Source organism: Planctomycetota bacterium (assembly GCA_035574235.1).
Taxonomy (GTDB): domain Bacteria; phylum Planctomycetota; class MHYJ01; order MHYJ01; family JACPRB01; genus DATLZA01.
This window is the reverse complement of sequence record DATLZA010000075.1, coordinates 21,510-44,385: the sequence shown is the minus strand read 5'-3', so window position 1 is coordinate 44,385 and position 22,876 is coordinate 21,510. Positions and strand designations below refer to the sequence as shown.

The window sequence follows — 22,876 nt, the reverse complement described above, 5'->3', positions numbered from 1 at the left end:
CCTTGTCATGACTAATTTCTATACATCTTCCGGCGATCCAGTAGACGCTCAGGATTCCGCTGCCATAAAAAGACGGGGATGGCCGAGGTTTCGCTCCCGGCCATCCCCTGCCGACTGTACCAAGTCCGGTGCGCCTACGGTCCGACGGCGCGGTATCGACGTTCCAGTTCCTCCGCGTGCTCGATCAGCCTCCGCTCCGCCGCTCCGGGGCTCTTCGACTCGGGACATCCTCCGCCGCCCGCTTCGGCCAGGAAATCCCGGGTGGCCGCCAGGAGCCCCTCCAGGTGTCCTTCCGAATCCGCCTGCGCCGCCGCTTCAAGGGAACGCTCCACGTCCTCCTCGATCCGCGACCAGCGGAAGGGACACCCCGTGGCCGCTCCGGCCCGGATCTCTTCCCGCAACGCCGCCGTCGCCCGCACCAGGACAAGCATCCGCTCGCGAACGCGCACGGCCCGGATCCGCTCGATCCGCCGCCGCGCCTCCTCGATCGAGAACGGACGCCCCGACGTCCGGGCGAGGAATCCGCCCGCGGGTCGCCCGACCGACGCCGACTCCGCCGCCGTGTGCAGATCTTCGATGAGTCCGTCCACCAGCGCCGCGGTGGCCGAAAGGAGGTTCCGTGAAACCTCGGGCGTCCACTCGGCGCGGCGGCGCTCGATCTTCACGCGCAGCCGGCGCGCCGCAGCGGCCCGCGAAGGTCCCGCCGGCTCCAGCGCCTCAAGCTCGTCCAGGAGTCCCTCGATGCCTCCCATCGCGGCTTCCGCCCGGCGCGCGTCCGCCTCAAGCGCCGCCGCCACGGCGTACGCCGGCGCCGTCCAGGCGAGAACCGAAGCGCGCCGCGCCACGCCGCCGTCCGGCGTCCTCACGACGGCCTCGACCTCGACTTCCATGGGCGCCTCGAACGCCTCCCGATACGCGAAGGCTCCGTCCTGCGCGCAAACCGCCCCGCCGCGCGCCTCCTCCGCCGATTCCGTCCGCAGCACTCCGGCCTCCTCGTCGTAGCGGTGAACCTGCCGGCGGATCCGAACTTCCGCCGACTCCGCTCCCCGAACGACCGCCCCCGATCCCCGAATCAGAAGCTCGAATCCCTCCGCGGTCTTGCGCGCCCTCGCGCCCAGCGTCCATTCGGGATCCTGAACGGACGCCGCCCACGCCGCCACGATCCACAGTGCGTACGTCATCGCGCCTCCTTCCTGGAATCCGTCTCGTCCGCCCCGCCCACCGACGGCGGAACGGCCCGCCAATCGCCCGCCACGAACACCCGACGGCGCCCCTCTTCCTCGACCGCCACTCTCCGGGGGCGCCGCGTCGCCGGGTCCACCCACGCGCGCAGGCACCGCACCTTCGACCGCAACGCCTCCTCGCGCGGCACCAGCCGCAGGACAAGACATTCCGCAACCGGATCCGCCGGCCCGACCGCCGGGCGGACGCCGCGCGGCCAGCGCACGTGCACCGGAGCCCGAGGGCGCCCTTCTCCGTCCACCACACCCGACCCGCCTTCCCCCTCCGATTCCACCGTCACCGCAAAGCGGCGCTCATATTCTTCCGGCCTCATCCCCCACAGCTCCAAGGCCGCCGAGATCGGATCCCGCGCCGCGCCCGAACGCCAAACGACGCGCCGGCCGCCGGACCCTGCCGCCGCAAAATCCGCCTCGACCCCGCCTTTCGGAAGAATCCGGAGAAGCCCGGCAGCGACCTTGATCGCGTCGCTCCCAGCCACGGACTCCTCCACGCGCAGCGGGGCTTCCAGAACGCTGCGCGCTTCCCCGGACGCCTCCTGCACCGCCAGCCACCCCGCGATCGCCGCAAGCATCATGGCTCCCTCGTCCAGCTCAGGAACTCCGGTTCCTCTTCGTCGAAATAAAGCGTCACGTCGTCCACGACCGGAGAAGCCAGAAGCACCGCCCCCGTCGAGGCGCCGGCGCCCGCCTTGAGCTTGACCGCATACCTCACCCGGCCGGGATCGGCAATCGACGGGGGCCTCCCTCCGGTCCCGCGCACCGGGCTCCAGGCCGGATCCCGGAACGGTCCCCTCCAGGAGCCGTCCAGCTCGACGAACAGATCCGCCATGGACGCGACGGAGCGGCCGTTGACGTCCGCGCCGGACTCCGGCCGGAGTTCCGCCGGAGGATCCTGGGCGTGGTCGTACATCCTGGGCCGCATCCGGACGCCGCCCGCGCGGTCGTAGTCCTCGGCCCACTCCGTCCAGGCCACGGCCAGGAGGCGCTTCCGGCGGCCCGGCGGCGGCGATTCGCGCGCCTGGGCGGACCCGGACGGCGGAGGGGGTCGGCGGCGCGAGACCGCTCCCAGATCGATCGGCGCGGAGACGAACCGCGCATCCTCCGGGTCGGCATCGTCCGGCCGGTAATAGCGTCCCCGCGCCCAGAGCGTGAGGGCCCCCCAGAGGCCGCCTCCGAACGCGGGGGACCGGTCCATCCAGAGGTAGAACTCGTCGAACGTTCCGTCGGCCGTGTAGTTTCCCGGAAAGAGCCCCGAATCTCGGGGAAGCTCGACCAGCACGGAGGGTTCCCCGCCCAATCGGATGGTGTTCTTGCACCACTTGGGACCCGCCGATCCGGGGACGATCGCCTGGAGCGAATGGGTCGTCCAGCGCGGCGTGCGTTCGAAGGGTTGGCCTTCCGCCGGATCTCCGTAGGGATGCGCCATCCCCGCAGATCCGGGAAGGCGCCGTCCATTGACGTAGATGCGGGCGCTGTCCGCGTCGAGCCGCCGCCGGCGCGGGATGCTCCAGGTCACCGCGATGTGGACCCACGAATGCGCGCGGAGCAAGCCGGCGCGCGCGTCGGAATCGTCCGCCGCCAGGCGCGGCGTGGAGACGAAGGCGTGACCCGTGGCGTGCGCCTCCGGTCCCTGGCGGCCCAAGAGCTCCCAGTTGTAGCCCGTGTGCGTCGAGAATCCGAAGCCGAAAAGGAGCGAAGCGGGGCGGAAACGATCCACGCCGCCGGTGTAGAGCGGCGGTCGATCCTCCGCTTCCGGGCGGGAAGGGGTCAGGAAGAGCGCGAAGGGCGAAGGGTTCATGAACTCCGGAGCGTGCGCGTGGTAGCGGCTGGCGGAAAGAAGCGTCCGCCGTTTCCCGGCGGCCTCCGGAAAGAAGGCCGGCTTGAACCAGAACGCGGCCGTTCCCTCGTTGAAGTTGAAGCTTTCGCTCTCGTCGATCCAGTATCCGAAGGCCGATCCGCGCTCCACGTAAGCTCCGTCGATCCGCAGGTCGCTGGGAGCGACCTCCTCCACCCCCTCGGGCGGCGGCGGGCGGAACGATCGAGCCAGACGATGATCCCGCGACCGCCCGGCGCGGGCGCCCTCCACCGGCGAATAGGGCCCCGGAAACTCCTCGGTACGATCCTCCCAGTTGCGGTTCAGACAGCAGCGGCGGCCGAAGACGGTCTGCCAGGCTCCCTGGGGAAGGCGGAACCCGTCCCACGGGGCTCGATCCGGATCCCCGTCGCGCCCCGCGTGATGGTGCGCCGCGTGATCCAGCTGAAAATGGGCATGGATCACCGAGCCGAGATGGGGTCCGCCCGGCGCCTGCGGCTGCGCCCCGGGGTAAAACGAGGGATCCGACAGCGTCGTCCAGAGGGCGCCCGGCGGCTTCACCGCCGCGCCGAGGAGGTTCGATCCGAGCGTCGGAAGCTGAAGATATCCCTCGTAGCGGTTCTCGAGCGGAGCGGGTCCGTTGTCGGGCTCCGGCCCGATCTCGATCGCGCGGTTGTTGTTCGTTTCCGGCCCGCGGCGCCGAGGCGCAAGCTCCCCGCGCGCGAATTGTCCCTGGGTCGTCTGCCGGAGGGCGTCGAAGAGGCGCACCTGAACCGTAACCGTGGCGCGCGCGACCCGCTCGTTGTCGGACGCCGCCAGCGCGTCGTCGCTCCCGTCGCGCGGGCGGAGCACGAGCCCCGTGGATTCGATTTCAAAATACCCCATCGGGGTCAGGCAGAACTCGGTGGAATGCACGACGAGGTCGGTCTTATCCACGTGCGCAAAGAGAGGCCGGTCGGGATTGAGCTCGTTGAGGTGGAGATTGGGGTTGAAGTTGGCCTTGAGGACGTCGCCGGCGGCCTGGGAAGCCAGGCGGAGCTGAGCCGGCGGACCGAAGATCCGCTCGCCGCGCGGCCCGTAATCCCAGAAGAAGGACTCCCGGCGGTCGGCGATCAGCCCGGCGCGAACCAGTTCGTCGACGAAAAGATGAAACTGGGCCCAGGTGCGGAACGGCCCCCCGAAGGGAGCCTGCGCGTAATGGAGACCCGGAATCCCGGGAGAGGCGCGCCGCTCGCGGCAGGCCAGGATTTCTTCGACGACCTTCTCGGCGGAAATGCCTTCGCGGTGACGCCCTCCCGGACCGACGAAGGGAACGGTCCGGTAAAGAAACCCGCACTCGTCGCCCTCCTCGCCGGAACCGTCGTAGGTGTAGCGAAGCGCGGTCCAATCGTACGCTCCGCCCGGACTGCGGCAGGGAGACGCGCCGGCTCCCCGAATCGGCCCCGGGGCGGCGCGGCGGCGCTCGATGAGGAAGACGCCTTCGAGATCCGTCAGGAGCGCCAGGAGCACTTCCCGCGGCGCGGCGTTCACATGAACCGGAGAACGCGAAACGACCTCGATCCACTGAGGATTGAGGGAATCCCGGCCCCAGATCGCGTTGTGCGCCGGGTCCGGGCGGCCGGGATCGAAGAAGAGGAGCGGTCCCGGAACGGCATCGCCGCGGTAATTCTTCTGGTGCCCGTAGCGGTAGAGCGGCCGGCCTCCGCCGGAGGGGCGGCCGTAGCTCACGGGAGACCCGGAGCTACGGACCGCCTCGGCGGAGAGGGGGATGGGATGGACCACGTCGGGATCGGACCACGCGCGTACCGTGAGAAAGTCGCGCACGCGGCGGAACGCTTCCGCGTCGCCGTCCAGGGCCCGCAGGAGATCCGCCTTGTGGACGTATCCGGAAGCGGGCCGCGCCGCGAGGATCCTGTCCCCGAGCCCGGGAACGCGGACGGACGGCTGGGCGCCGAGGACGTTGAGGATTCTCCGCAGATTCCGGCTGACCGCATGATCGGGGCCCCACGCCAGGCCGTCGTTCACGTGGATCTGCCCCTGGGCGTCGCGCACGCGGACGACGTAGAGATCTCCGTTTCGCGCGTAGGTGCCCGGTCCGGAAGGGCCTTCGACCTCGATTTCCTGTCCCTCGATGCGCAGGCGGCGCCGGCCCGACGAAGGGACCGCGGGTTCGCCGGGCAGTTCCCCGCGTTCGAGGAGCCCGCGCAGCCGGGCCACCGCGGCTTCCACGCCCGCGTCGGCGAGCAGCCGGGCGCGCGCGGCATCCAGGGCGTTTTGGGAAACGAGCGCGTCCGTCGCCGCGAGGGTCGTGAAGGCGACCGCCAGGAGGGCCAGAACCGCCAGCGCCCCCAGGACCGCCAGGAGCGCCACGCCGCGACGGCCCGAGCCTTCCATCGAACCTCCGCGCGGAAAGTGTGCGCCGGAGGCGAGGAATCGACGGAGAAAAAGCCGCGGCGATCAGAACCCTTCGAGGCGGCGCCGGATGAATTCGGCGCGGACGACGTCCCGCTCGTCGGGCTCGAGGATCTTGCGCTCGACCTTCTGAAGGTGGCCGGGCTGGGTAAAGACGAACAGCTCGTTGACGAGCTTGAGGGGGATGCCGGTGATCACGTTGAGGATGACGCCCAGGCGCAGGGCGGAAAGAAGCTCGGTGGCCTCTTCCGAAGAGATGCGCCGCGCGTTCTTGAGGATCCCGTAGGCGCGCCACACGCGGTCTTCCAGACGCTTGGGCTCGCTGCCCAGAAGCTGCTGGCGCCACGCGCGCTCGAACTTGAGGATCTCCGGGACCACCTTCTTCATTTCGGCGATGATGTCCCGTTCGGACTTCCCCAGCGTGATCTGGTTGGAAACCTGGTAGAAATCCCCGAGCGGGGAGGTCCCTTCTCCGTAGAAGCCGCGGACGGTGTAATTGAGGCGCTGGAGGGACTGGAGGACCTTGTCCATCTGTTTGGAGAGCACCGCCGCCGGCAGGTGCAGCATCACCGAAATGCGCAGGCCGGTGCCCACGTTGGTGGGGCACGCGGTAAGGTAGCCGAACCGGGGGCTGAAGGCGAAGTTGAGCGAGCCTTCCAGGGCGGTGTCCATCCGGTCGATCTCCTCGTAGGCCTCGTCGAGCTGGAGGCCGGACCGGATGACCTGGAGGCGCAGGTGGTCCTCCTCGTTGACCATGATGGAGATCGACTCGTCCGGCCCCACGGCCACGCCGCGGTCGCCCTCCCCCTGAGCCAGTTCCCGGCTGATCAGATGCCGCTCCATGAGCAGCAGGCGCTCCACGGGCGAAAGTTCCTCGAGCGACCAGTAGGCCAGCCGCCGCGGGAGCTTCGCATTCTCGAGGCGCGGCCGGACGAACCGCTCGATCTCCGCCCGCACGGCGGGCGAGGCCACGGTGAGGAAGGGAAAGCGGCGAAGATTGCGGGCGAGCCGGACGCGGCTGGAGATCACGACGTCGCCCTCCGGCCCCGTCCCCTTGAGCCATTCCCCCGCCTGGCTCAGGAGGTCCTCGACTTTCATCGGTTCTTGTTGAGTTCCGTTTCCAGGGACTTGATGCGGTCGCGGATCTGCGCGGCCTTCTCGAAGTCCTCGCTCTTGACCACCGACTCGAGGTCCTTCTTCAGGCGCATAAGCTCGTTCTCCAGGCGCACCTGGGCGTCCACGGTCTGCGGCGTCTTGCCGGCGTGGGTGGTGGACCCGTGGATCTTCTCCAGGAGGCGCAGGAGCTCCGCCCGGAAGACGTCGTAATCGTGGGCGCAGCCCAGGCGGGCCTTGGTCTTGAATTCCGCGTAGGAGATGCCGCATTCGGGGCAGCGAACCTGGTGCGCCTTGGGAACCTTGGGCTCCATGAGGTTCCCGAGAAGCTCCCCGATCGTGAAATTGAACTTGAGGTTGACGCCCGCCTGCCGGGCGCACTCCTCGCACAGGTGCGCCTCCCGCATCACGCCGTTCTCCTTGGCCGTGAGATGGTAGGTGGCGTGATTCTTATGGCATTTCTCGCAGGTCATACGCTCTCTATTTTAACGCCTCCCCGGGCCCTTTTCATCGACGTTTTGAGCGCCGCCCAGGGACTCCACGATTTGCTTCTCCCACCGGTGAAGCTCCGCGACGCTCCCGAGCGTCGCCTTGCGCCGGATCTCCTCGCGCAGGCGGTTTTCGTGCTCCAGGACGTCCATCGCCCGGTTGGCCACTTCCACCGCGCGGGCCCGGGGAATCCGCACCACCCCCGACTCGTCCCCCACGATCCAGTCCCCGGGCGAGACGGGCACGCCGCCGACCTTGATCGTCACGTTGATCTCCCCAAACCCCCGGGGCTCGCCCGCGGTGGGCGTGACGAGCTTCGCGTGGGCCGGAAAGCCGATCGCGCGGATCGAATCGACGTCCCGAATCGCCCCGTCGATGACCACCCCGGCCACCTTGCGCTGAAGGCAGGACTCGCTGGCGAGCTCCCCCCAGAGCGCCGGGCCCACGCCGCCGGCGTCGATCACGATGACGTCCCCGGGCCGGGCCTGGTCGATGGCCTCGACGGGCTTGGCCCAGTCCCCCGGGTAGGCCCGCACGGTCACGGCCGGACCCACAAGCTTCTTGCCGGGGGTGATGCACTGAAGCCCCGGAAGATCTCCGGAGCGGTGCATGGCGTCCGAAAGGTTGGGCGTGGAAACCTTCTCGAGGATGCGGCGGATTTCCTCCTCGGTTCCCCCGCGCTTGTAGAGATCCGTGGCGATCGAGATCCCTTCCCGCATGGCCCGAAGCAGGGTCCGGGTGGCCCCTTCCGCGTCGGCGCTCTTGGTGATCGCGCCGCCGACGATGACGATGTCCGCCCCGGCCTTGACGACCTCCGCCGCCGTTTCGCTGTTGATCCCGCCGGCCACCGCGATGGGAATCCGCACGTGGGGTCGCAGCGCGCGCAGCTCCCCGGTGACCGCCCGCCCGCGCATCTGGTCGTCGATCGGAAGGTGCAGGCAGACGTGATGAGCCCCCCATTCCTCGAGCTTGCGGCACAGCTCCACCGCCTCCCGGGCCCGCAGCGCCAAGAGATCCACGCAGACGTCGATGCCGTAGTTGCGCCCGGCCTCGATGCACTCGAGGACCGTGGCGTCGCTGTCGGTGACGCAGACGGTGGCGCAATTGGCTCCCGCCTTGGCGGCCGCCTCGAACTCCGCCCGCCCGGCGTCCAGGGTCTTGAGGTCCGCGATGAGGTAGGCCCGCGGGAACTCGCGCCGCAGCGCCCGGATGGCCTCCAGCCCCTCGCTCTTGATGAGGGGCGTGCCGGCCTCCAGCCACGTCGCCCCGCCCTTCCACGCCTCGCGGGCCACTCCCAGAGCGCGCGAAAGCTCGAGAAAATCGAGGGCCACCTGGAGGACGGGTTCCATAGGCGCGGTCATCTTACCACCCTCCGGGGCGGCCGACAAGGAGCCCTCCTGCACCCGCGGGGAAACGGAAGACGTTCCATGGGCAGAGGGGGAAAGGTTTTGCAACTCCGGCGTCCGGGGTTATGATCGGCGGTGTTTGAAGGAGGTCGCCCATGCGCGCATACGGAACGGCGTGCCTTCTGCTCTGGGGGATCCTTCCGGCGGCCGGCCAGGAACCCCCGGCCGAGCGTCTGGAAAAATCCCCCCGGCATCACGAGTGGGTGCGGATCGAGCACGGCGGCCGCACGCTGCACGGCTTTCTCGTCTTTCCTGAAGTCAAAGAGAAGGCGACGGCGGTCGTCGTCATCCACGAGAACCGCGGCCTGACCGACTGGGTCCGCGGCGTGGCCGACCAGCTGGCGGAAGCGGGATACATCGCCCTGGCGCCGGATCTCCTTTCGGGGATGGGTCCCGGGGGCGGCAAGACCTCGGACTTCCCGAGCCAGGACGCCGCCCGGGAGGCGCTCTATAAGCTCCCTCCGGACCAGGTGACCGCCGATCTCAAGGCGGCGGCCGACTACGTGGCCAAGCTCCCCGCCTCCAACGGCAAGGTGGCCGTGGCGGGATTCTGCTGGGGCGGCGGGCAGGCGTTCCGGTTCGCCACGAACCGGCCAGGGCTGGCGGCCGCGTTCGTCTTCTACGGCCCCGCGCCCGAGGATCGTGAAGCCCTCCGCCGCATCGACGCCCCCGTGTACGGCTTCTACGGCGAAAACGACGCGCGCATCAACGCGGGCATCGAGAAGACCCGCGCGGCGATGCGCGAACTCGGCAAGACCTACGAAGCCGTGATCTACCCCGGAGCCGGCCACGGCTTCATGCGATCCGGCGAAGGACCCGACGGCCGCGAGGGCGACCGAAAAGCCCGCCAGGAGGCCTGGGCCCGCTGGAAGGAGCTGCTGCGCAAACTCTGACGGAAACGGAGTCCGCCGCCTGAGCTGCGAACGCTTTACTCTTGGGGAGGGACAGGACATGACTCGCACGCGCGGTTTGGCCGTTCTCGGCTTCCTCCTGGCCGGCGTCCCGGCGGCATGGGCGCAGGACGACGCCCTGACCCCCACCGACGTTCTCGAGGCCGGCCAGTTCTCCGCCACGGCGCGCCTTCAGTTCCTGAGCGGCCAGGGAGACGTCCGCAACGACCCCGTGTTCGAAGCGGACTTCGAGGAACAGACCTTCGAGGCGCTGCTCGGGGTCGCCGTAGGAATCGGGGCGGGCCTGGAGGTAGAGCTTTCGATTCCCTACCGCTTCCGGGGGACCCTGGAAGGGGATGGAGAGGCCCTTGGAGTCTCCTTCGAGAGCGAGGAGGAATCTCTGGGATTCGGAGATCTCCAGATCTCGCCCGTGTTGCGCCTCCTCCGGGAGGACGCCTCGTCGCCGCAGCTCATCGTGGGCGCGATCGCGGTGGCCCCCACGGGCAACGACAAGCGGGGAGACCCGGAGCTTGAAGTCGGGGGAAGTTCGGTGTCCGAGGGGGAAGAGGGCGGCATCGGCCAGGGAGTGTGGAAGTTCGGAGGCCTCGCCGGCATCAGCAAGAACCTGGGGCTCGTCGAGCCGTATCTCGTCGTCTCGTACCTCTGGGGCGGCGAACGCGAGCGCAACGATGTGGATGAGGAGCGGGCGGACCTGTGGACGATCCTGGCGGGAGCGGAATGGCACCTCTCGCCGACGATGCGCCTGGACACGCGGGCGCTCTTCTTCTTCGTGGGCGAAGACGTGACGGAGGAGAGCGGAAGCGAAGCGATCGAGGAGGCGCACTTCCGCTTCGGATTCGAGGCCTCCGTGTACGCGAAGCTCGGCGGAGGGTTCACGCTGACCCTCGGAGGAGGCGTCCTTTTCGTGGAAGATCACACGATCGACGAGGTGGACGAGGAAGATCTGGAAAACGCCTTCCAGTGGAACCTGGGGGTCGGACTTCATTTCTTCTTCGGCGGATAGCCCGTTTTCCTTCCGGAAGCCGCCGGGATCCGGTAAGATCGCGCCTTCACGGGGGGCGGAGACCAACGGTTACGGAGACAAACCGTGAACGACACGAACCGAACCGGCGGCGCCCCCCTGAAGTGGTACCAGGGCCTGGACCGCTACTGCTGGGTGGTCCTCATCATCTCGGCCCTCGGCTGGCTCTTCGACACCATGGACCAGAACCTCTTCAATCTGGTCCGCAAGTCCTCCATGGAAGACCTCCTCATGTCGCGGGAGGAGCGCCAGAAGCTCACGCCCGAGGAGGCCAAGAAGTTCCAGGACGAGGTGGCCTACAAGGGCAGCGTCGTGACGGCCGTGTTCCTCATCGGCTGGGCCGCCGGTGGATTCATCTTCGGCATCCTGGGCGACCGCCTGGGACGCACGAAGACGATGATCCTCACGATCCTGATCTACGCGCTTTTCACGGGCGGAAGCGGCCTGGTCCACAACTGGGTCCTGTACGCCTTCATGCGATTCATGACGGGGCTCGGGGTCGGCGGAGAATGGGCCGCCGGCGCCGCCCTCGTGGCCGAAACCTTCCCTCAGCGCTCCCGGCCGATGGCGCTGGGGCTTCTCCAGGCCCTTTCCGCCGTGGGCAACATGACCGCGGCGGCCATCACCTGGCTCATCGAAGGGGCCGGCATGGACTGGCGGTTCGTGTACTTCGTGGGCGCGGCCCCGGCGCTCCTGGTCCTCTGGATCCGCCGCTCGGTCAAGGAGCCCGAGCAGTGGGTCCATGCCAAGGAGCGCGCCACGGTGGGCCGCGAGCTGGGCAAGATCGGAGAGCTCTTCCGGCATCCCGTGCTGCGCCGCAACCTGATCGCGGCCGTTCTCATGGGCACGGCCGGCGTGGGCGCCCTGTGGGGCGTCGGGTTTTTCAGCACGGACCTTGTCCTCGTCGAGCTCGAAAAGGGCGGCGTCGGAGTGGACGAGCGCAACCAGGTCAAGAACGTCATGTTCCTGCTTCAGAACCTGGGCTCCTTCTTCGGCATCTATATGTGGGCGATCTTCTCCGAGCGCTCCAACCGCCGGATCGCCTTCTTCACGTCCTACGCCCTGGCGTGGGCCTCGGTCCTCCTGTTCTTCTGGACGGTGTCCGGCCAGGGAGCGGACGCCAAAGGATACGCCCTGGTCCTGGCGCCGATCATGGGGTTCTTCACCCTGGGCCCCTTCTCCGGCTTCACGATCTATTTCCCCGAGCTTTTTCCGACCCGGCTGCGCACGACGGGCTGCGGGTTCGCCTACAACGCGGCCCGAATCCTCGCGGCGGCCGCCCCGTTCGCGCTCGGGTTCCTAAAGAAGGAATGGGGCTGGCCCCAGGCGGCCAGCGTCGTCGTCTGCGTCTACATCCTGGGCTTCATCGGAACCTGGATGGGCCCCGAAACCAAAGGAAAGCCTCTTCCCGAGGACGCCGATTTCGACCCGGCGCCGGCGCCGCCGGCCTCGCCCCGGAAATTCTTCGACGCGGAGGGGCCCAAGGAGGCCTGACGCCCCTCCCGGGAGGACGTTCGATGCGACCCGCTTTCCGCGCCGTCCTGGCCGCGCTCCTGCTCCCCGCTCTGCCGGACCTCCCGGCGGGCGCCCAGGAGAATCCGGCCGATGCCGCCCCCGGCAAGCTCCGCATCGCCCTCGTCAACATGAAATGTCGTTTCACCGACGGCCCCGACGGCGAAGCGAATCGGAAGAACCTGCGGCTCAACCTCGACCGGCATCTCTATTTCATCGACCGGATCTGCAAGGAGGGCGTGGACTTCATCGGATTCCCGGAGCTGTCCCTCAACGGATACCGATTCAGCAAGGACATGACGTGGCTCCGCCTCGACGGCCCCGAACTCGGCGAACTGGCCCGCAAGGCGGCCGAAAAGCGCGTCTACATCGCCGCCGGACTCGCCGAGGAGGACGCCGCGGGGAAACGCTGGAACGCCCACGTCATCCTCGGACCGGACGGAAAGCTCGTCGGCCGTCACGCCAAGATCGTCCTGACCCAGGAAAAGGGGTTCACCGAGGCCGGGACGGTCCACGCCGTCTTCGACGTCAAAGGCGTCAAGGTCGGCATCGCCACCTGCGGGGACGGTTCGTATCGCGAGAACCTCAAGGCCCTCGTGGACAACGGCGCGCAGCTCATCTACGCCCCTCACGCCAACGTCACGGGCTCCACCGTCTCGGGCTGGTACAACTTCCGCCGGGCGTGGGTCGGCCCCTCCGGCTGGATCGCGGAATTCAAGGTCTACGCCGCGCTGCACAACCATGCGGCCCGGTACAGCCCTGAATTCGATCCGCCGGCCCAGGACGACACCCCCGCCCGCTGGGCCAGCGGCGCCCGGGTGATCGGCCCGGACGGCGCGGTCCTGGCCGAAATGCCCCCGTCCACGAATCGCGCCGATTCCAGAGAATTCATCCTGCGGTACGACCTCCCCCTCGGAGGCGGAAGGAAGTAAAGGCGCGGCCGCTCCCTCAAACGACGCCGCGCTGGAAAAGCAGCCACTCGAGCGCCAATAGAATCATCGCCGCCGCGGCCGCCACGGGCGTGAACGGAACGCGTCCGTGCCACGGGACCGGCGGCGGAAGAGCGGCCGCTTCCCCGGAACCCGCGCGGCGGAGATCCGACTCCTCCGCGTCGAACAGATTCGCCGCCACCCACTCGCCGCGATCCCCCGCCTGCGCGCGCGTGAACCCGGGCTCCGCCGGCGGCGCCTCGACCGGACGGCCGTTCCGCACCGGCACCCGGCGTGGCCCCCCCGGGTGCCCGAACCGCAGCTCCCCTTCGTCGATCCACAAAGACCGTTCCGGGCGCAGCGGCTCCCCCACCCGAACGACCGGACGGAACGCCCGCAAGCCCCTCCAGGAGGCCCACTCCACGAAGTTGAAAAGCATCATCGGCAGCGCGGGACGCGGCTCGCTGTCCTCGAACGCGAAGCCCGTCTCCACCAACGCCCGCCCGCCTCGGGCCGACCAGGTCGCCAGCGGCCCCTCCGCCGCGCTCAGAAGCGGCGTCCCGCCGAGCACCGCCGACCGGCGCAGGAGCAATCCCCCGTAGTCCACCAGCCGGTTCGGCGGCGCCTCGCGGTCCCAGTCCACCACGACCGGCCGCTCCACGATCCGCTCCCCCGGCGCCCCCAGGACGAGCACGCCGCCGCGTTCGGGCAAAGCCGCCGGCGCCGCGCGATCGAAAACGAAAATCCACCCCTCCCCCGCCCGGTCCTTCAGGAGAGCGTACCGCTCCGCCGGAGCATGCAGCACCTCGCGCACGAGTCCCGACTCGCGCATCGAATCGAGGGCCTTCATCAGAAACCCGTCCGGCCGGCCCCCATGAAAGACCACCACCCCCGGAGGCGACAGCGGCGGCGCGACGAAACAGGCCTCGTCGTCGAGGGGAAAAGCGTCCGCCGGCTCACAGGACACCCGCACCCGGCCGCCCTCCTCGAGCCCGGCGCCGGCATGACGCGCCGGATCGAGCGTCCAGGCCACTTCCAGCGGCCGACCTGGAGAAATCTCCAGTTCCCGCCGCTCCAGAACCCTGTCTTCGAACGAGAGGACCGCCGTGCGGCGCACCGGGCCGTCCGCCCAAGCCGCCGCCGAGAGGTGGAGGTTGAGCGTCTTTTCCCCGGGCCGGCGTTCCAGAACCCCGGAGATCCAGCCCGAGTTCTCCAAAGGAGTGCCCACCGGCACGAACCGCAGCGGGCCGTTCCCCGGGGGCTCCGGTGCGGGAGGGGCGTCGCCGAAGAAGACGACCGTCACGTCGGCCCCCGACGCCCGCGCGGCCCGGATCCCGGTGCGGCGGCTCCCCGGATCCGCCACCGGAGGAACCGCCATTTCGCGGGCCGCCCGTTCGAGATCCCGGGTCCACGGCAGGCGCAGCCCGGTCCGATCGAAGACCGCCGCCTCGTCGCCCGATCCGCGGCGGCGCAGAAACTCGCGCGCACGCTCGAGAGCATGCTCCAGACGCGTTCTCCCGTCCGGCTCCCGCGCCGCCATGCTGGGGCTGTTGTCCACAACGATCGCGTAGCGCCCGGGCTCGCGCGTGAGACCCGGAATCGAGGGCCCCGCCAGGGCCAGCGTGAAAAGGATCAGGGCCGCCAGCGCCATCGCCAGCGACGCCCACCGCCGCAGCCGCCGCCACCCCGTGCGGCGATCGTCCTCCCGGAGCCCTTCGTCCCAGAACCGCAGCGACGGCACCGCCCAGCGGTGCACGCGGCCCCGATAGAGATGAAGCGCGATCAGCGGGACCGCCAGCCCCAGAAGCCCCAGCGCCGCGGGATGATCGAACCTCATCGGTGCTCCAGGATGCCGCCCGCGCGCAGGACCTCGATGACCCGCCGGTCCAGGGGCTCCTCGGCCAGGACGCGCGCGCACGGAAGCTCGTGGGCGCGGCTGAATTCGTCGATCTCGCGGCAGAAGCGGGAAAACCGGCGGCGGTACGCCTCCACGGTCCCGGGTTCCACCACGACGTCCCGCGCCCGACCGGTCTCGAGATCCAGGAGCTGGTACCGTCCCCGGACCGACGGGGCCACTTCCTCGTGAGCCACCAGGTGGATCAGGCGAACCTCGTGGCGCCGCGCCAGAAGCGCCCGGACCGCCTCCCGGAATCCCGCTTCATCGTAGAAATCGCTCACCAGAAGAACCAGCGAGCGCCCCCGCAGCCGCGGCAGGCTCCCGCGGAAGGCCGCCGCCATGTCCGTGGCGCCCCCGGGCGACAGTCCCTCGAGCGAGCCGAGGAGATCGAACACCCGGCCCTTGCCCCGCAGAAAACTCTGAAGCGCCCGGAGGTCCGAAGAGAAGGCGTAGAGGCTTACGGTATCGTAGTTGGCCAGCCCGATGTAACCGAGCGCCGCGGCCAGCTCCCGCGCGGCTTCGAATTTCCCGCCGAACTCCATGGAACCCGAGGCATCCAGGAGCACCGACACATGGACGTTCTCCTCGGCCGAGAACTCCTTGACGAACAGACTCCCGTGCCGCGCATAGACGTTCCAGTCGATGTAGCGGATCTCGTCGCCGGGCGCGTAGGGACGGTAATCGGCGAACTCGATGGACGCCCCCTTGCGCGGCGCCTGCCGGTCCGCCCGGGCGTCCCCCCCGAGCGTCTTGCGGGCCAGGAGATTGAGGGCCTCGAGCGTCTTGAGAAAAGCGCCGTCGAACGGCATGCGGCGCATGATAGCACGCGACCGCCGCGGAGCGCCACCGCGCGGCGTACAATGGCTGGATGGCGCAGAAGCTTCTTTTTCTGCTCCTGCCGGCGCTTCAGGAATCCGCCCTGGAACGGTACCTCCGCGAACCGGATCCCCGGACGCGCTCCGCGATCCGCGCGGAAATCCGGATGTCCCTCGCGGAGGCCGAACGCGCGATCCGGGAAAGCATTCCCGCCTTTTCCGAAAGCGCCGCCCCCGGCGCGACGGTGCGCCGGAAGACCGTCGCCGATCATCCCCGGGCCGCGCCCTTCGAATATCTCCTTCGCGTCCCCGCGCGCTACACGCCCTCCCGGCGGTGGCCGATCCTCGTCCTCCTCCACGGCCAGAGCGGAACCGCGGACGACGCGCTGCGGCGATGGCTTCCGGAGTCGGCCCGGCTCGAGGACTGGTTCGTCCTGGCCCCCACGGCCGGACGCGGCGGATGGGGAAGGTCCCTCCTGGGCCACGCCTACGTCTTCACCGCGCTGCGCGAAACGGCCGCGTCCTTCGCGATCGACCCCGACCGCGTGTTCCTGGACGGGGCTTCCATGGGAGGAAACGGCGCCTTCCAGCTCGCCTGCGCCTATCCCGACCGCTTCGCAGCCGTCTGCGCCCGTTCGGGCGGACCGGCCTTCCGGCGCACCGCGCCGGGACCGGACGCGCCCGTCGAGGCCGAGGGATTGGAAAACCTCCTGGCCACGCCCGTCACCTGGATCGTCGGGGCGCGCGACCCCAAGCTCCCCTACGCCTGGGTGAAACAGGCCCGCGCGCGGCTCGAAGAGCTCGGAGCGCCTCTCGTCTACCGCGAATACCCGGAAGGGGGACACGAAGCGTTCACCCAGGAGAACGGCGCGGTCCTGGACTGGATGTCCGCCCGCCGGCGCGACGCCTATCCGCTCCGCGCGGGTCTGGCGACCTCCGAGCGCCTCTTCAACCGGGCCTTCTGGCTGGAAATCGAGGCCTTCCGGGAACCGGAACGGGTGGAGCGCCGCTTCACGGACTTCGAGGGCGACGTTCTGGAGACCCGGCGCGCGCTGGCGGGCGAGGTCCGGGTCCGCGCGGAGATTCGGCGCGACGCCAACGAAATCCGGGTGACCGCCTCCGGGGCCAGGGAACTCCGGATATACTTGCACGAGAGAATGATCGATTTCAGCCGCCCGCTCGCCGTCACGGCCAACGGAACGCGTTCGAGTTTCACGCCGCGGCCGTCGCTCGACACGCTTCTGGAGTCGGCTCGGCGGGACCGCGGACTGCTCTACACGGCCGTCGTGAGCGTGCGGATTCCGTAACCGGCGGACGCCGGAGGGATCGTAAGGAAAGGGATGCCCGAAATACCGGACGGGATCGAGACGTTCGTGCTCGTGGGGATCGGACTGGTGATCCTGGCGGTCCCCGTGCGGGTGGTTTACGAGATGACCCGGGGGTCCCGGGACCGGACGCGGCGCCTCAGAGATCTGGCCGACCGGCTTCGCGGGCGCTTCGACTCCGTGAGGATGGAATCCACCTTCCTGGGGCCGCCGCATCTGCGTCTCGTCCACGAGGGACGGCCGGCGGTCCTTTTTCTCCCCGCCGAGGACGCGGTGGCCGTGCGCCTGGATCCGGGGCCGGACCCGATCGTCCGGGCGATCTTCCGGAGCCGGCGCCCGGTGCGCCCGCCCTGGGCGTTCGCCGCGGAAGGCTGGCGCGTTCTCGGACGCGTGCCGTCCGCCGAGCCGCTCGTCGACGAGGCGGCGGATATCTACGCGGACGCGGCCGCCGCGGCGACGATCCGGGAGCTTCTGACGGACGGCGCTCCCGAAAGCGCCGCCCCTTCGCCGCTGGTCGAAAGCCTCGTCGTCCTCTCGCGTCTCCCCGGCGTGCGCGACTTCCGGCTGAAGATCTCCCCGCGCGGCGACTCCCGCGCTCTGTTCCGGCTGCGGACGGAAGACCTCATCCACCGGCCCGACGAGATGGAGTCGGCGGTCCACCACGCCTTCCGCCTCCACGACCTGCTCGGAGGCGGCGCTTAAGTCCCTTCCCGGACGGCCAGCGCCATGTACCCGCCCGACGCCCGTTCCGTCGGCAGGATCCACTCCTCGTGAAGGACGCGGAGTCCGGGAACGTCCACGCGGTTCTCTTCGGGCTCCAGACTGCAGGTGGAGTAGACCAGCCGTCCGCCGGGCTTGAGAAGCCGCGCGGCGTTTTCGAGGAGGCGCCGCTGGAGCGCCGCGGCGCCGGCGATGTCGGCTTCCCGCAGGCGCCAGCGCACGTCGGGCCGGCGGGCGAGCACGCCGGTGTTGGAGCAGGGGGCGTCCAGCAGGATCGCGTCGAAGGGTTCCCGGAAGGCCGCCCGCGTTCCGTCCGCCGCCACCAGGCGGACGTGGGAGAGCCCGAGGCGCCGGACGGTTTCCCGCACGAGTTCGATGCGGCCGGGAAGATCGACCGCGACGAGAAGGCCGCGTCCCTCCATGAGGTCGGCCAGATGGGCGGTCTTCCCTCCGGGAGCGGCGGCCAGGTCGAGCACACGTTCGCCGGGACGCGGGGCCAGAAGCGGTGCGGCTTTCATCGACGTTTCGTCCTGCACCACGTAGCGGCCTTCGTCCCAGCCGGGAAGCTCGGTGGGATCGCCTTCGACCTCGACCCCGGCGCCGGTCCGCCGGTCGCGGGCGGTGACGGGGAGGGCGGCGTTGTCGGCCTCGAGGATGCGGAGGAGTTCTTCCCTCGAGAATCGCCGGCGCCAGCGCTCCAGGAGCCAATCCGGATGCGAGGTCCGCACCCCCAGGTGATCCGGAAGTTCGAGGTCCGCCGCGCGCCGCAGGACGGCGTTGACGAATCCGGCCGCCCGGCGGCCGAACCCTTTGGCCAGCTCCACGGCCTCGTGGACGGCGGCATGGCGGGGCACGCGCGTGAGGTAGCGGATCTGAAAGAGCGCCACCCGGAGGTGCTGTCGGACGCGGGGGTCCACGCGCGCCGCGCAGCGATCGATCAGCCAGTCGAGCGTCCGGCGCCGGCGGGTGACGCCGTAGACGAGGGCGGTCAGCAGCGCCCGGTCGCGGCGGGACAGGCCGGCCGTCCGGTGGGCGGCCAGAACATCGTCCACGAACGCGCGGCCCCGTTCGGCCTCCTCGAGGACCCGGGCGGCCAGATCGCGGACGTTGCGGGCCACGGCGGCGGTCTCCGGGCGGGGTTCAGCGGACGCTCCGGCCCCGGGGGGAGAAAACCCAGAGGCGGCGCCAGAAACGATGGGCGTCCAGGCGCCGGCGGTCCTCTTCGGTGAGGAGGTGCGGGAAGTTCCGGCGCTTGAACTTGAGGAGGGCGCTTTCGTCGACCGCGCGCAGCGGCCGGGCGGCGGGGCCGCGGACGGCGTTGGCGAAGTCCAGAAGGTACGGCCGGTCGCCGGCGACGACGATGTTTTTCTTCTGCCGGAGATCCAGGTGGACGACGCCGCGGCGGTGCATGGCGCGGACGGTTTCGCAGAGGCGCTCGAAGACGAGATCCGGGAGGTCCCCGGGGCGGAACTTGTTGATCGTGCGTCCGGGGACGTACTCGAGGAGGAGCGCGCGGCCGTCCACCACGGCGTAGGCGCGGGGGATGCCGGGGATGCCCTCGAGGTGCCGGAGGATGGCGAACTCGCGCCGGGCGAGCACGGGTCCGAGCACGTGGCGGGTGATGGGGTTGCGGGCGCGGTAGTCCTTGAGGACGGCGGGGCGGCCCTCGTGGGAAACGAGGGAGACGACGGGCGAGAGGAACCCGCCCTTGTCCCGCAGAACGCGGGGGGTCACCCGATCAGGGTCGTAAAGAGGTCGATCAGCCATCGGTTCCAGATCACCGCCGCGAGCCCCGCGGCCACGGCCAGGGGGGTCCACTGTTCGCTGTTTTCGCAGGCGGTGCGCCAGCTCCAGGGGCGGTCGACGGCGCGCTCGTAGCGGCGCAGGCGCGGGATGTAGTCGGGAACGGAGCGGTCGTAGTGATCCCAGGCCTCTCCGAAGATTTCGCGGAGCCGGTCGCCCTCGCGGCGCTTCTTGTAGGGGACGTAGTAGGCGACGAAGACGGCGATTCCCACGGCCAGGAGGATCCAATTCAGATGGCGCAGATACCAGGTTTCCTGAGAAGGGTCGCCCATGGCGACGAAGGCGAAGCCGACCATGCCGAGGAAGGTTCCGATGTAGAGGGGGTTTTTGACGTAGGCATAGGGGCCGGTGACGGTGAGGACCTTGTTCTTGACGAGGTGTCCGGCGGCCCAGAGACGGATCCAGATGCAGACCCCCAGGAGGGCGACGCCCACGGCGAAATTCCAGCGCCTCCATTTTTCGGGCGAAGGATCGGCGGCGGCGACCATGACGACGACGAGGGCGTAGACGGCCAGGAGTTTCCAGGTGAGCTTGCGGATCCGCGAGAGCTTCATGGGGCCCCCGGTATAACAGACCCCCGCCCGCAGGGCAAGAGCCCGGTGCGCCCCGGACGCGGACCGATTTCGTAAGTTACGATTTATAAATTATGACTTGACCTTCCCGCTCCCGCCGCGTATACTTCCCGATGTCGGATGCGCGTCCTCGGGATCGAAAGCTCCGGGACGAGAGGGGGCGTGGCCCTCCTCGAGGAGGAGCGGGTCCTGGGGGTCCGGCTCTTTGAAAAGGGGATGGTGCACGGCCGCGAGATCGCTCCCGCGATCCGGGCGCTCCTCGAGGAAGCGGGCCTTCCGCCCGCGGCCATCGACCTCGTCGCCTGCGACGTGGGCCCCGGATCCTACACGGGCCTCCGGGTGGGCCTGGCCGCCGCCAAGGGCCTGGCCCTCGCGCTCGGCCGGCCCGTCATCGGCGTCCCGTCCCTCGACGCCCTGGCCGACGCGGCGCTCGGACACGCCCGCCTCGTCGTCCCGGCGCTCGACGCCAAGTGGGACCAGATCTACGGCGCCCTCTACGAGGAGGGCCGCCGCGTCACCGACTACCTCGCGGAGAAGCCCGCCGTCTTCGCCGCGCGCGTGCCCCCCGGGGCCTTCGTCCTCGGGGACGCGCTCGACGCGTACGGCGCGCTCTTCCGCGACGCGGTCCGGGCCCCGCGGGACCTCTGGGACCCGCGGCCCGAACGCATCGCGCTCCTCGGGAGACGCCGGTACGCCGCCGGCCTGCGCCACGACGCGGCGACCCTGGCGCCGCTTTACCTCCGGCCCACGGAGGCGGAGCTCAAGGCGCGCGAAAAATTGGGAGGGCAGGACGAGAGGGGGAAAGGCAACGGGCGATAGGCGCCCGCCGGTCCCCTTCCTCCCCTTTTCCTCCGGAGTGGAGAGAGGGCGCGGAACAGAGGGGAACGCAGGCCCCGGACGGCCGGCCCGCCGGCCGCCCGGGGCCGGACCCTTCGCGCGCGTCACGCCATGAAGGGCTACCGGGCCTGGGCCGAAATCGACCTGGCGGCGCTGCGCCGCAACGTCGCCGCCGTCCGCCGCGCCGTCGGCCCCCGCACCCGCATTCTCGCCGTCCTCAAGGCCGACGCCTACGGCCACGGCGCCGTCCCCGTGGCCTGGACCGCGCTCGACGCCGGCTGCGAAATGATCGGCGTGGGCGATTCCACCGAAGCCCTCCAGCTCCGCGAGGCCGGCATCGCCGGCCCTATCCTCATCCTCGGCGCCATCGTCGAGGAGGAAATCCCCAAGGTCGTCCAGCACGACGTCTCCGTCACCCTCCACTCCGCCGACCTCCTGCCCCTCCTGGACGAGGAAACCCGACGCCGCGGGCGCCCTCTGCGCGTCCACCTCAAGATCGATACCGGCATGGCCCGCCTGGGCGCCTCGCCCGGCCGCGCCCTCGACATCGCCCGCGCCATCCTCGACCGGCCGCTTCTGCAGCTCGAAGGACTCTCCACGCACCTGGCTTCCGCCCACGACCCCGACGTGACGCGCGAGCAGCTCGACCTCTTCCGCGCCGTGGCCGACGAACTGGCCCGCGACGGCATCGAGCCCCCCCTCCTCCACGCGGCCAACTCCGTGGGCCTTTTTTCCTGCCCCGAGTCCCATTTCGACATGGTCCGCCCCGGCATCGCCCTCTACGGCATCGACCCGGGACCCCTGGCCCGCCTGGGCCTCAGCCTCGACCCCGTGCTCACGCTGAAAACCCAGGTCGCCTACCTCAAGGGCGTGCCCGCCGGCGCCCCCGTCGGTTACGACGGCCGCCACCGCACCCCCCACGCCACCCGCATCGCCACCTGCCCCATCGGCTACAACGACGGCCTCCCCTATGCGCTTTCCAACCGCGCGGAGGCCCTCGTCCGCGGCCGGCGCGTGCCCCTCGTGGGAACCGTCACGATGGACTACGTCATGCTCGACGTGGGGGACGTCCCCGACATCCGCGTGGGAGATGAAGTGACGCTGATCGGACCGGGACTCCGGGCCGAAGAGGTGGCCCGACGCGCCGGGACGATCCCCTACGAACTCGTCTGCCGGATCGGTCGGCGCGTGGGACGGGTGCCCCTCAACGCCGGCGTCGAAACCGCCGCGGCCTTCCGCGTGGTCGCCTGAACGGGGGCGCGCCCTTACTGGAACTCGAAGGTCACCTCGAGCTTCCGGCTGCGCACGGTGACCTCGCCCACCTTCCGGCGCTCCTCCTCGTTCTCGTTGGGCTTGCGGTACACGTCCACCACGTCGAGCGTGGACTCCAGCGTGCCGGAAACCGAAAGGAGCGAGGGCTTCCCGTCCACGAGAATCAGGCGCCCCACGTTGATCGTGAGCGTCACGGCCGAATCGTCCTTGCCCCGGCCGCTCACCTTCCCGCGGAAAAGAATCGACGCCCGGTTGCCTTCCCGCGATTCGCAGGAGCAGGAGATCGTTCCGCTTCCCTCCCGGAGATTCGCCGGGAAAAGAACCGCCGCGACCTCCGCCTCCCGGAGCGTCCACTGGTCGCCCGCCTTGAAGTCCCGTTTCGGGACAAGCGCCCGCCATTCGTTCCATGCGCCCAGGGCGATCCCCTCGGGGGGAGCGGCGCCGCCCTCGACGTCCACGGCGGTCCAGCCCTGCGCCCCGCGCGTGGCCACGAACGTGCGGTCGGCGAGCTTCGTCGGCTTCACCTCGAGCGGCAGGTCGGTGCCGCTGCGCTGCAGCGTCGAGCCCAGCACCTTCACCCGCACGACGCGCGGCCGATCCCCTTCCGCCTCGAGCACCTCCTGCCGGAAGCGCTCCCGGCGCGCCAGGGAAAGCAGACGGGTCGTCTCCCCGCTCCCGTCCCGCACGACGACCTCGAGTTCCAGGTTGGAATCCACGTTGATCGTGGCGGAATCCCCGGCGGCGGCCTGAGCGGCCAGTGCGAAAGCGATCACCCAGCGCATGAAGAT

Annotated in this window: 20 protein-coding genes; 8 read left to right on the top strand and 12 right to left on the bottom strand. The window is 69.9% G+C overall.

All coding sequences use genetic code 11. The annotated features are described in order from the left end of the window. Positions 1-134: 134 nt before the first annotated feature. From VNO22_06250 to VNO22_06225, 6 genes are all read right to left on the bottom strand, one after another. Positions 135-1,181 (bottom strand): hypothetical protein, encoded by a 1,047-nt coding sequence (locus tag VNO22_06250; protein HXG60952.1) that lies wholly within the window; start codon positions 1,179-1,181, stop codon positions 135-137. Next, positions 1,178-1,816, bottom strand: a complete 639-nt coding sequence (locus VNO22_06245) for a hypothetical protein (GenBank protein HXG60951.1) — start codon at positions 1,814-1,816, stop codon at positions 1,178-1,180. The genes VNO22_06250 and VNO22_06245 overlap by 4 nt, the downstream gene beginning before the upstream one ends. Next, positions 1,813-5,448 carry a hypothetical protein gene (locus VNO22_06240; protein ID HXG60950.1) on the bottom strand — a complete coding sequence of 1,212 codons (3,636 nt, stop codon included), beginning with the start codon at positions 5,446-5,448 and terminating at the stop codon, positions 1,813-1,815. Before VNO22_06240 ends, VNO22_06245 begins: the two co-directional genes overlap by 4 nt. A gap of 63 nt (positions 5,449-5,511) precedes the next feature. Continuing rightward, positions 5,512-6,564 carry a protein arginine kinase gene (locus tag VNO22_06235; protein HXG60949.1) on the bottom strand — a complete coding sequence of 351 codons (1,053 nt, stop codon included), beginning with the start codon at positions 6,562-6,564 and terminating at the stop codon, positions 5,512-5,514. Beyond that, positions 6,561-7,052 (bottom strand): UvrB/UvrC motif-containing protein, encoded by a 492-nt coding sequence (locus VNO22_06230; GenBank protein HXG60948.1) that lies wholly within the window; start codon positions 7,050-7,052, stop codon positions 6,561-6,563. The genes VNO22_06235 and VNO22_06230 overlap by 4 nt, the downstream gene beginning before the upstream one ends. Before the next feature lie 12 nt (positions 7,053-7,064). Beyond that, entirely contained in the window at positions 7,065-8,417 is a 1,353-nt protein-coding gene (locus VNO22_06225) for an orotidine 5'-phosphate decarboxylase / HUMPS family protein (GenBank protein ID HXG60947.1), read from the bottom strand. 152 nt (positions 8,418-8,569) lie between these two features. Here VNO22_06225 and VNO22_06220 point away from each other — a divergent pair, with 152 nt between their 5' ends. The 4 genes from VNO22_06220 to VNO22_06205 all read left to right on the top strand — a co-directional run bounded on the left by VNO22_06220 (position 8,570) and on the right by VNO22_06205 (position 12,850). Continuing rightward, the gene (locus tag VNO22_06220) at positions 8,570-9,367 is read left to right on the top strand and encodes a dienelactone hydrolase family protein (protein ID HXG60946.1); all 798 of its coding nucleotides are present in this window, start codon (positions 8,570-8,572) and stop codon (positions 9,365-9,367) included. Between the two features lie 58 nt (positions 9,368-9,425). Continuing rightward, positions 9,426-10,388, top strand: a complete 963-nt coding sequence (locus tag VNO22_06215; protein HXG60945.1) for a hypothetical protein — start codon at positions 9,426-9,428, stop codon at positions 10,386-10,388. A gap of 84 nt (positions 10,389-10,472) precedes the next feature. Then, positions 10,473-11,900 carry an MFS transporter gene (locus VNO22_06210; protein HXG60944.1) on the top strand — a complete coding sequence of 476 codons (1,428 nt, stop codon included), beginning with the start codon at positions 10,473-10,475 and terminating at the stop codon, positions 11,898-11,900. Between the two features lie 23 nt (positions 11,901-11,923). Then, complete coding sequence (locus tag VNO22_06205) at positions 11,924-12,850, top strand: carbon-nitrogen hydrolase family protein (protein ID HXG60943.1); 927 nt, start codon at positions 11,924-11,926, stop codon at positions 12,848-12,850. A gap of 16 nt (positions 12,851-12,866) precedes the next feature. Here VNO22_06205 and VNO22_06200 read toward each other — a convergent pair whose 3' ends face one another. Beyond that, positions 12,867-14,684, bottom strand: a complete 1,818-nt coding sequence (locus VNO22_06200) for a VWA domain-containing protein (GenBank protein ID HXG60942.1) — start codon at positions 14,682-14,684, stop codon at positions 12,867-12,869. After that, positions 14,681-15,553, bottom strand: a complete 873-nt coding sequence (locus VNO22_06195; GenBank protein ID HXG60941.1) for a DUF58 domain-containing protein — start codon at positions 15,551-15,553, stop codon at positions 14,681-14,683. The genes VNO22_06200 and VNO22_06195 overlap by 4 nt, the downstream gene beginning before the upstream one ends. 59 nt (positions 15,554-15,612) lie before the next feature. On the opposite strand from VNO22_06195, the gene VNO22_06190 reads away from it, so the two are divergent. Together VNO22_06190 and VNO22_06185 are read left to right on the top strand one after the other, a co-directional pair. Beyond that, positions 15,613-16,866 carry a PHB depolymerase family esterase gene (locus VNO22_06190; protein ID HXG60940.1) on the top strand — a complete coding sequence of 418 codons (1,254 nt, stop codon included), beginning with the start codon at positions 15,613-15,615 and terminating at the stop codon, positions 16,864-16,866. 33 nt (positions 16,867-16,899) lie between these two features. After that, a complete protein-coding gene (locus VNO22_06185) occupies positions 16,900-17,586 on the top strand; it encodes a hypothetical protein (GenBank protein HXG60939.1) in 687 nt (228 codons plus the stop codon). Here VNO22_06185 and VNO22_06180 read toward each other — a convergent pair. Genes VNO22_06180 through VNO22_06170 form a run of 3 tightly spaced genes read right to left on the bottom strand, consistent with a single transcriptional unit; the run spans position 17,583 to position 19,961 of the window. Then, positions 17,583-18,722 carry a transcription antitermination factor NusB gene (locus VNO22_06180; protein ID HXG60938.1) on the bottom strand — a complete coding sequence of 380 codons (1,140 nt, stop codon included), beginning with the start codon at positions 18,720-18,722 and terminating at the stop codon, positions 17,583-17,585. The two genes, VNO22_06185 and VNO22_06180, sit on opposite strands and share 4 nt — an antisense overlap. 22 nt (positions 18,723-18,744) lie before the next feature. Further along, entirely contained in the window at positions 18,745-19,371 is a 627-nt protein-coding gene (locus VNO22_06175) for an RIO1 family regulatory kinase/ATPase (protein HXG60937.1), read from the bottom strand. Further along, on the bottom strand, positions 19,335-19,961 hold the full coding sequence (locus VNO22_06170; protein ID HXG60936.1) for an isoprenylcysteine carboxylmethyltransferase family protein: 627 nt from the start codon (positions 19,959-19,961) through the stop codon (positions 19,335-19,337). The genes VNO22_06175 and VNO22_06170 overlap by 37 nt, the downstream gene beginning before the upstream one ends. Before the next feature lie 138 nt (positions 19,962-20,099). On the opposite strand from VNO22_06170, the gene tsaB reads away from it, so the two are divergent. Together tsaB and alr are read left to right on the top strand one after the other, a co-directional pair. Then, on the top strand, positions 20,100-20,798 hold the full coding sequence (gene tsaB / locus VNO22_06165) for a tRNA (adenosine(37)-N6)-threonylcarbamoyltransferase complex dimerization subunit type 1 TsaB (GenBank protein ID HXG60935.1): 699 nt from the start codon (positions 20,100-20,102) through the stop codon (positions 20,796-20,798). A 129-nt stretch (positions 20,799-20,927) separates the two neighbouring features. Then, positions 20,928-22,067, top strand: a complete 1,140-nt coding sequence (gene alr, locus VNO22_06160) for an alanine racemase (protein HXG60934.1) — start codon at positions 20,928-20,930, stop codon at positions 22,065-22,067. Between the two features lie 14 nt (positions 22,068-22,081). On the opposite strand, the gene VNO22_06155 is transcribed toward alr, so the two are convergent. Continuing rightward, complete coding sequence (locus tag VNO22_06155; GenBank protein HXG60933.1) at positions 22,082-22,870, bottom strand: hypothetical protein; 789 nt, start codon at positions 22,868-22,870, stop codon at positions 22,082-22,084. Between the last annotated feature and the right edge of the window lie 6 nt (positions 22,871-22,876).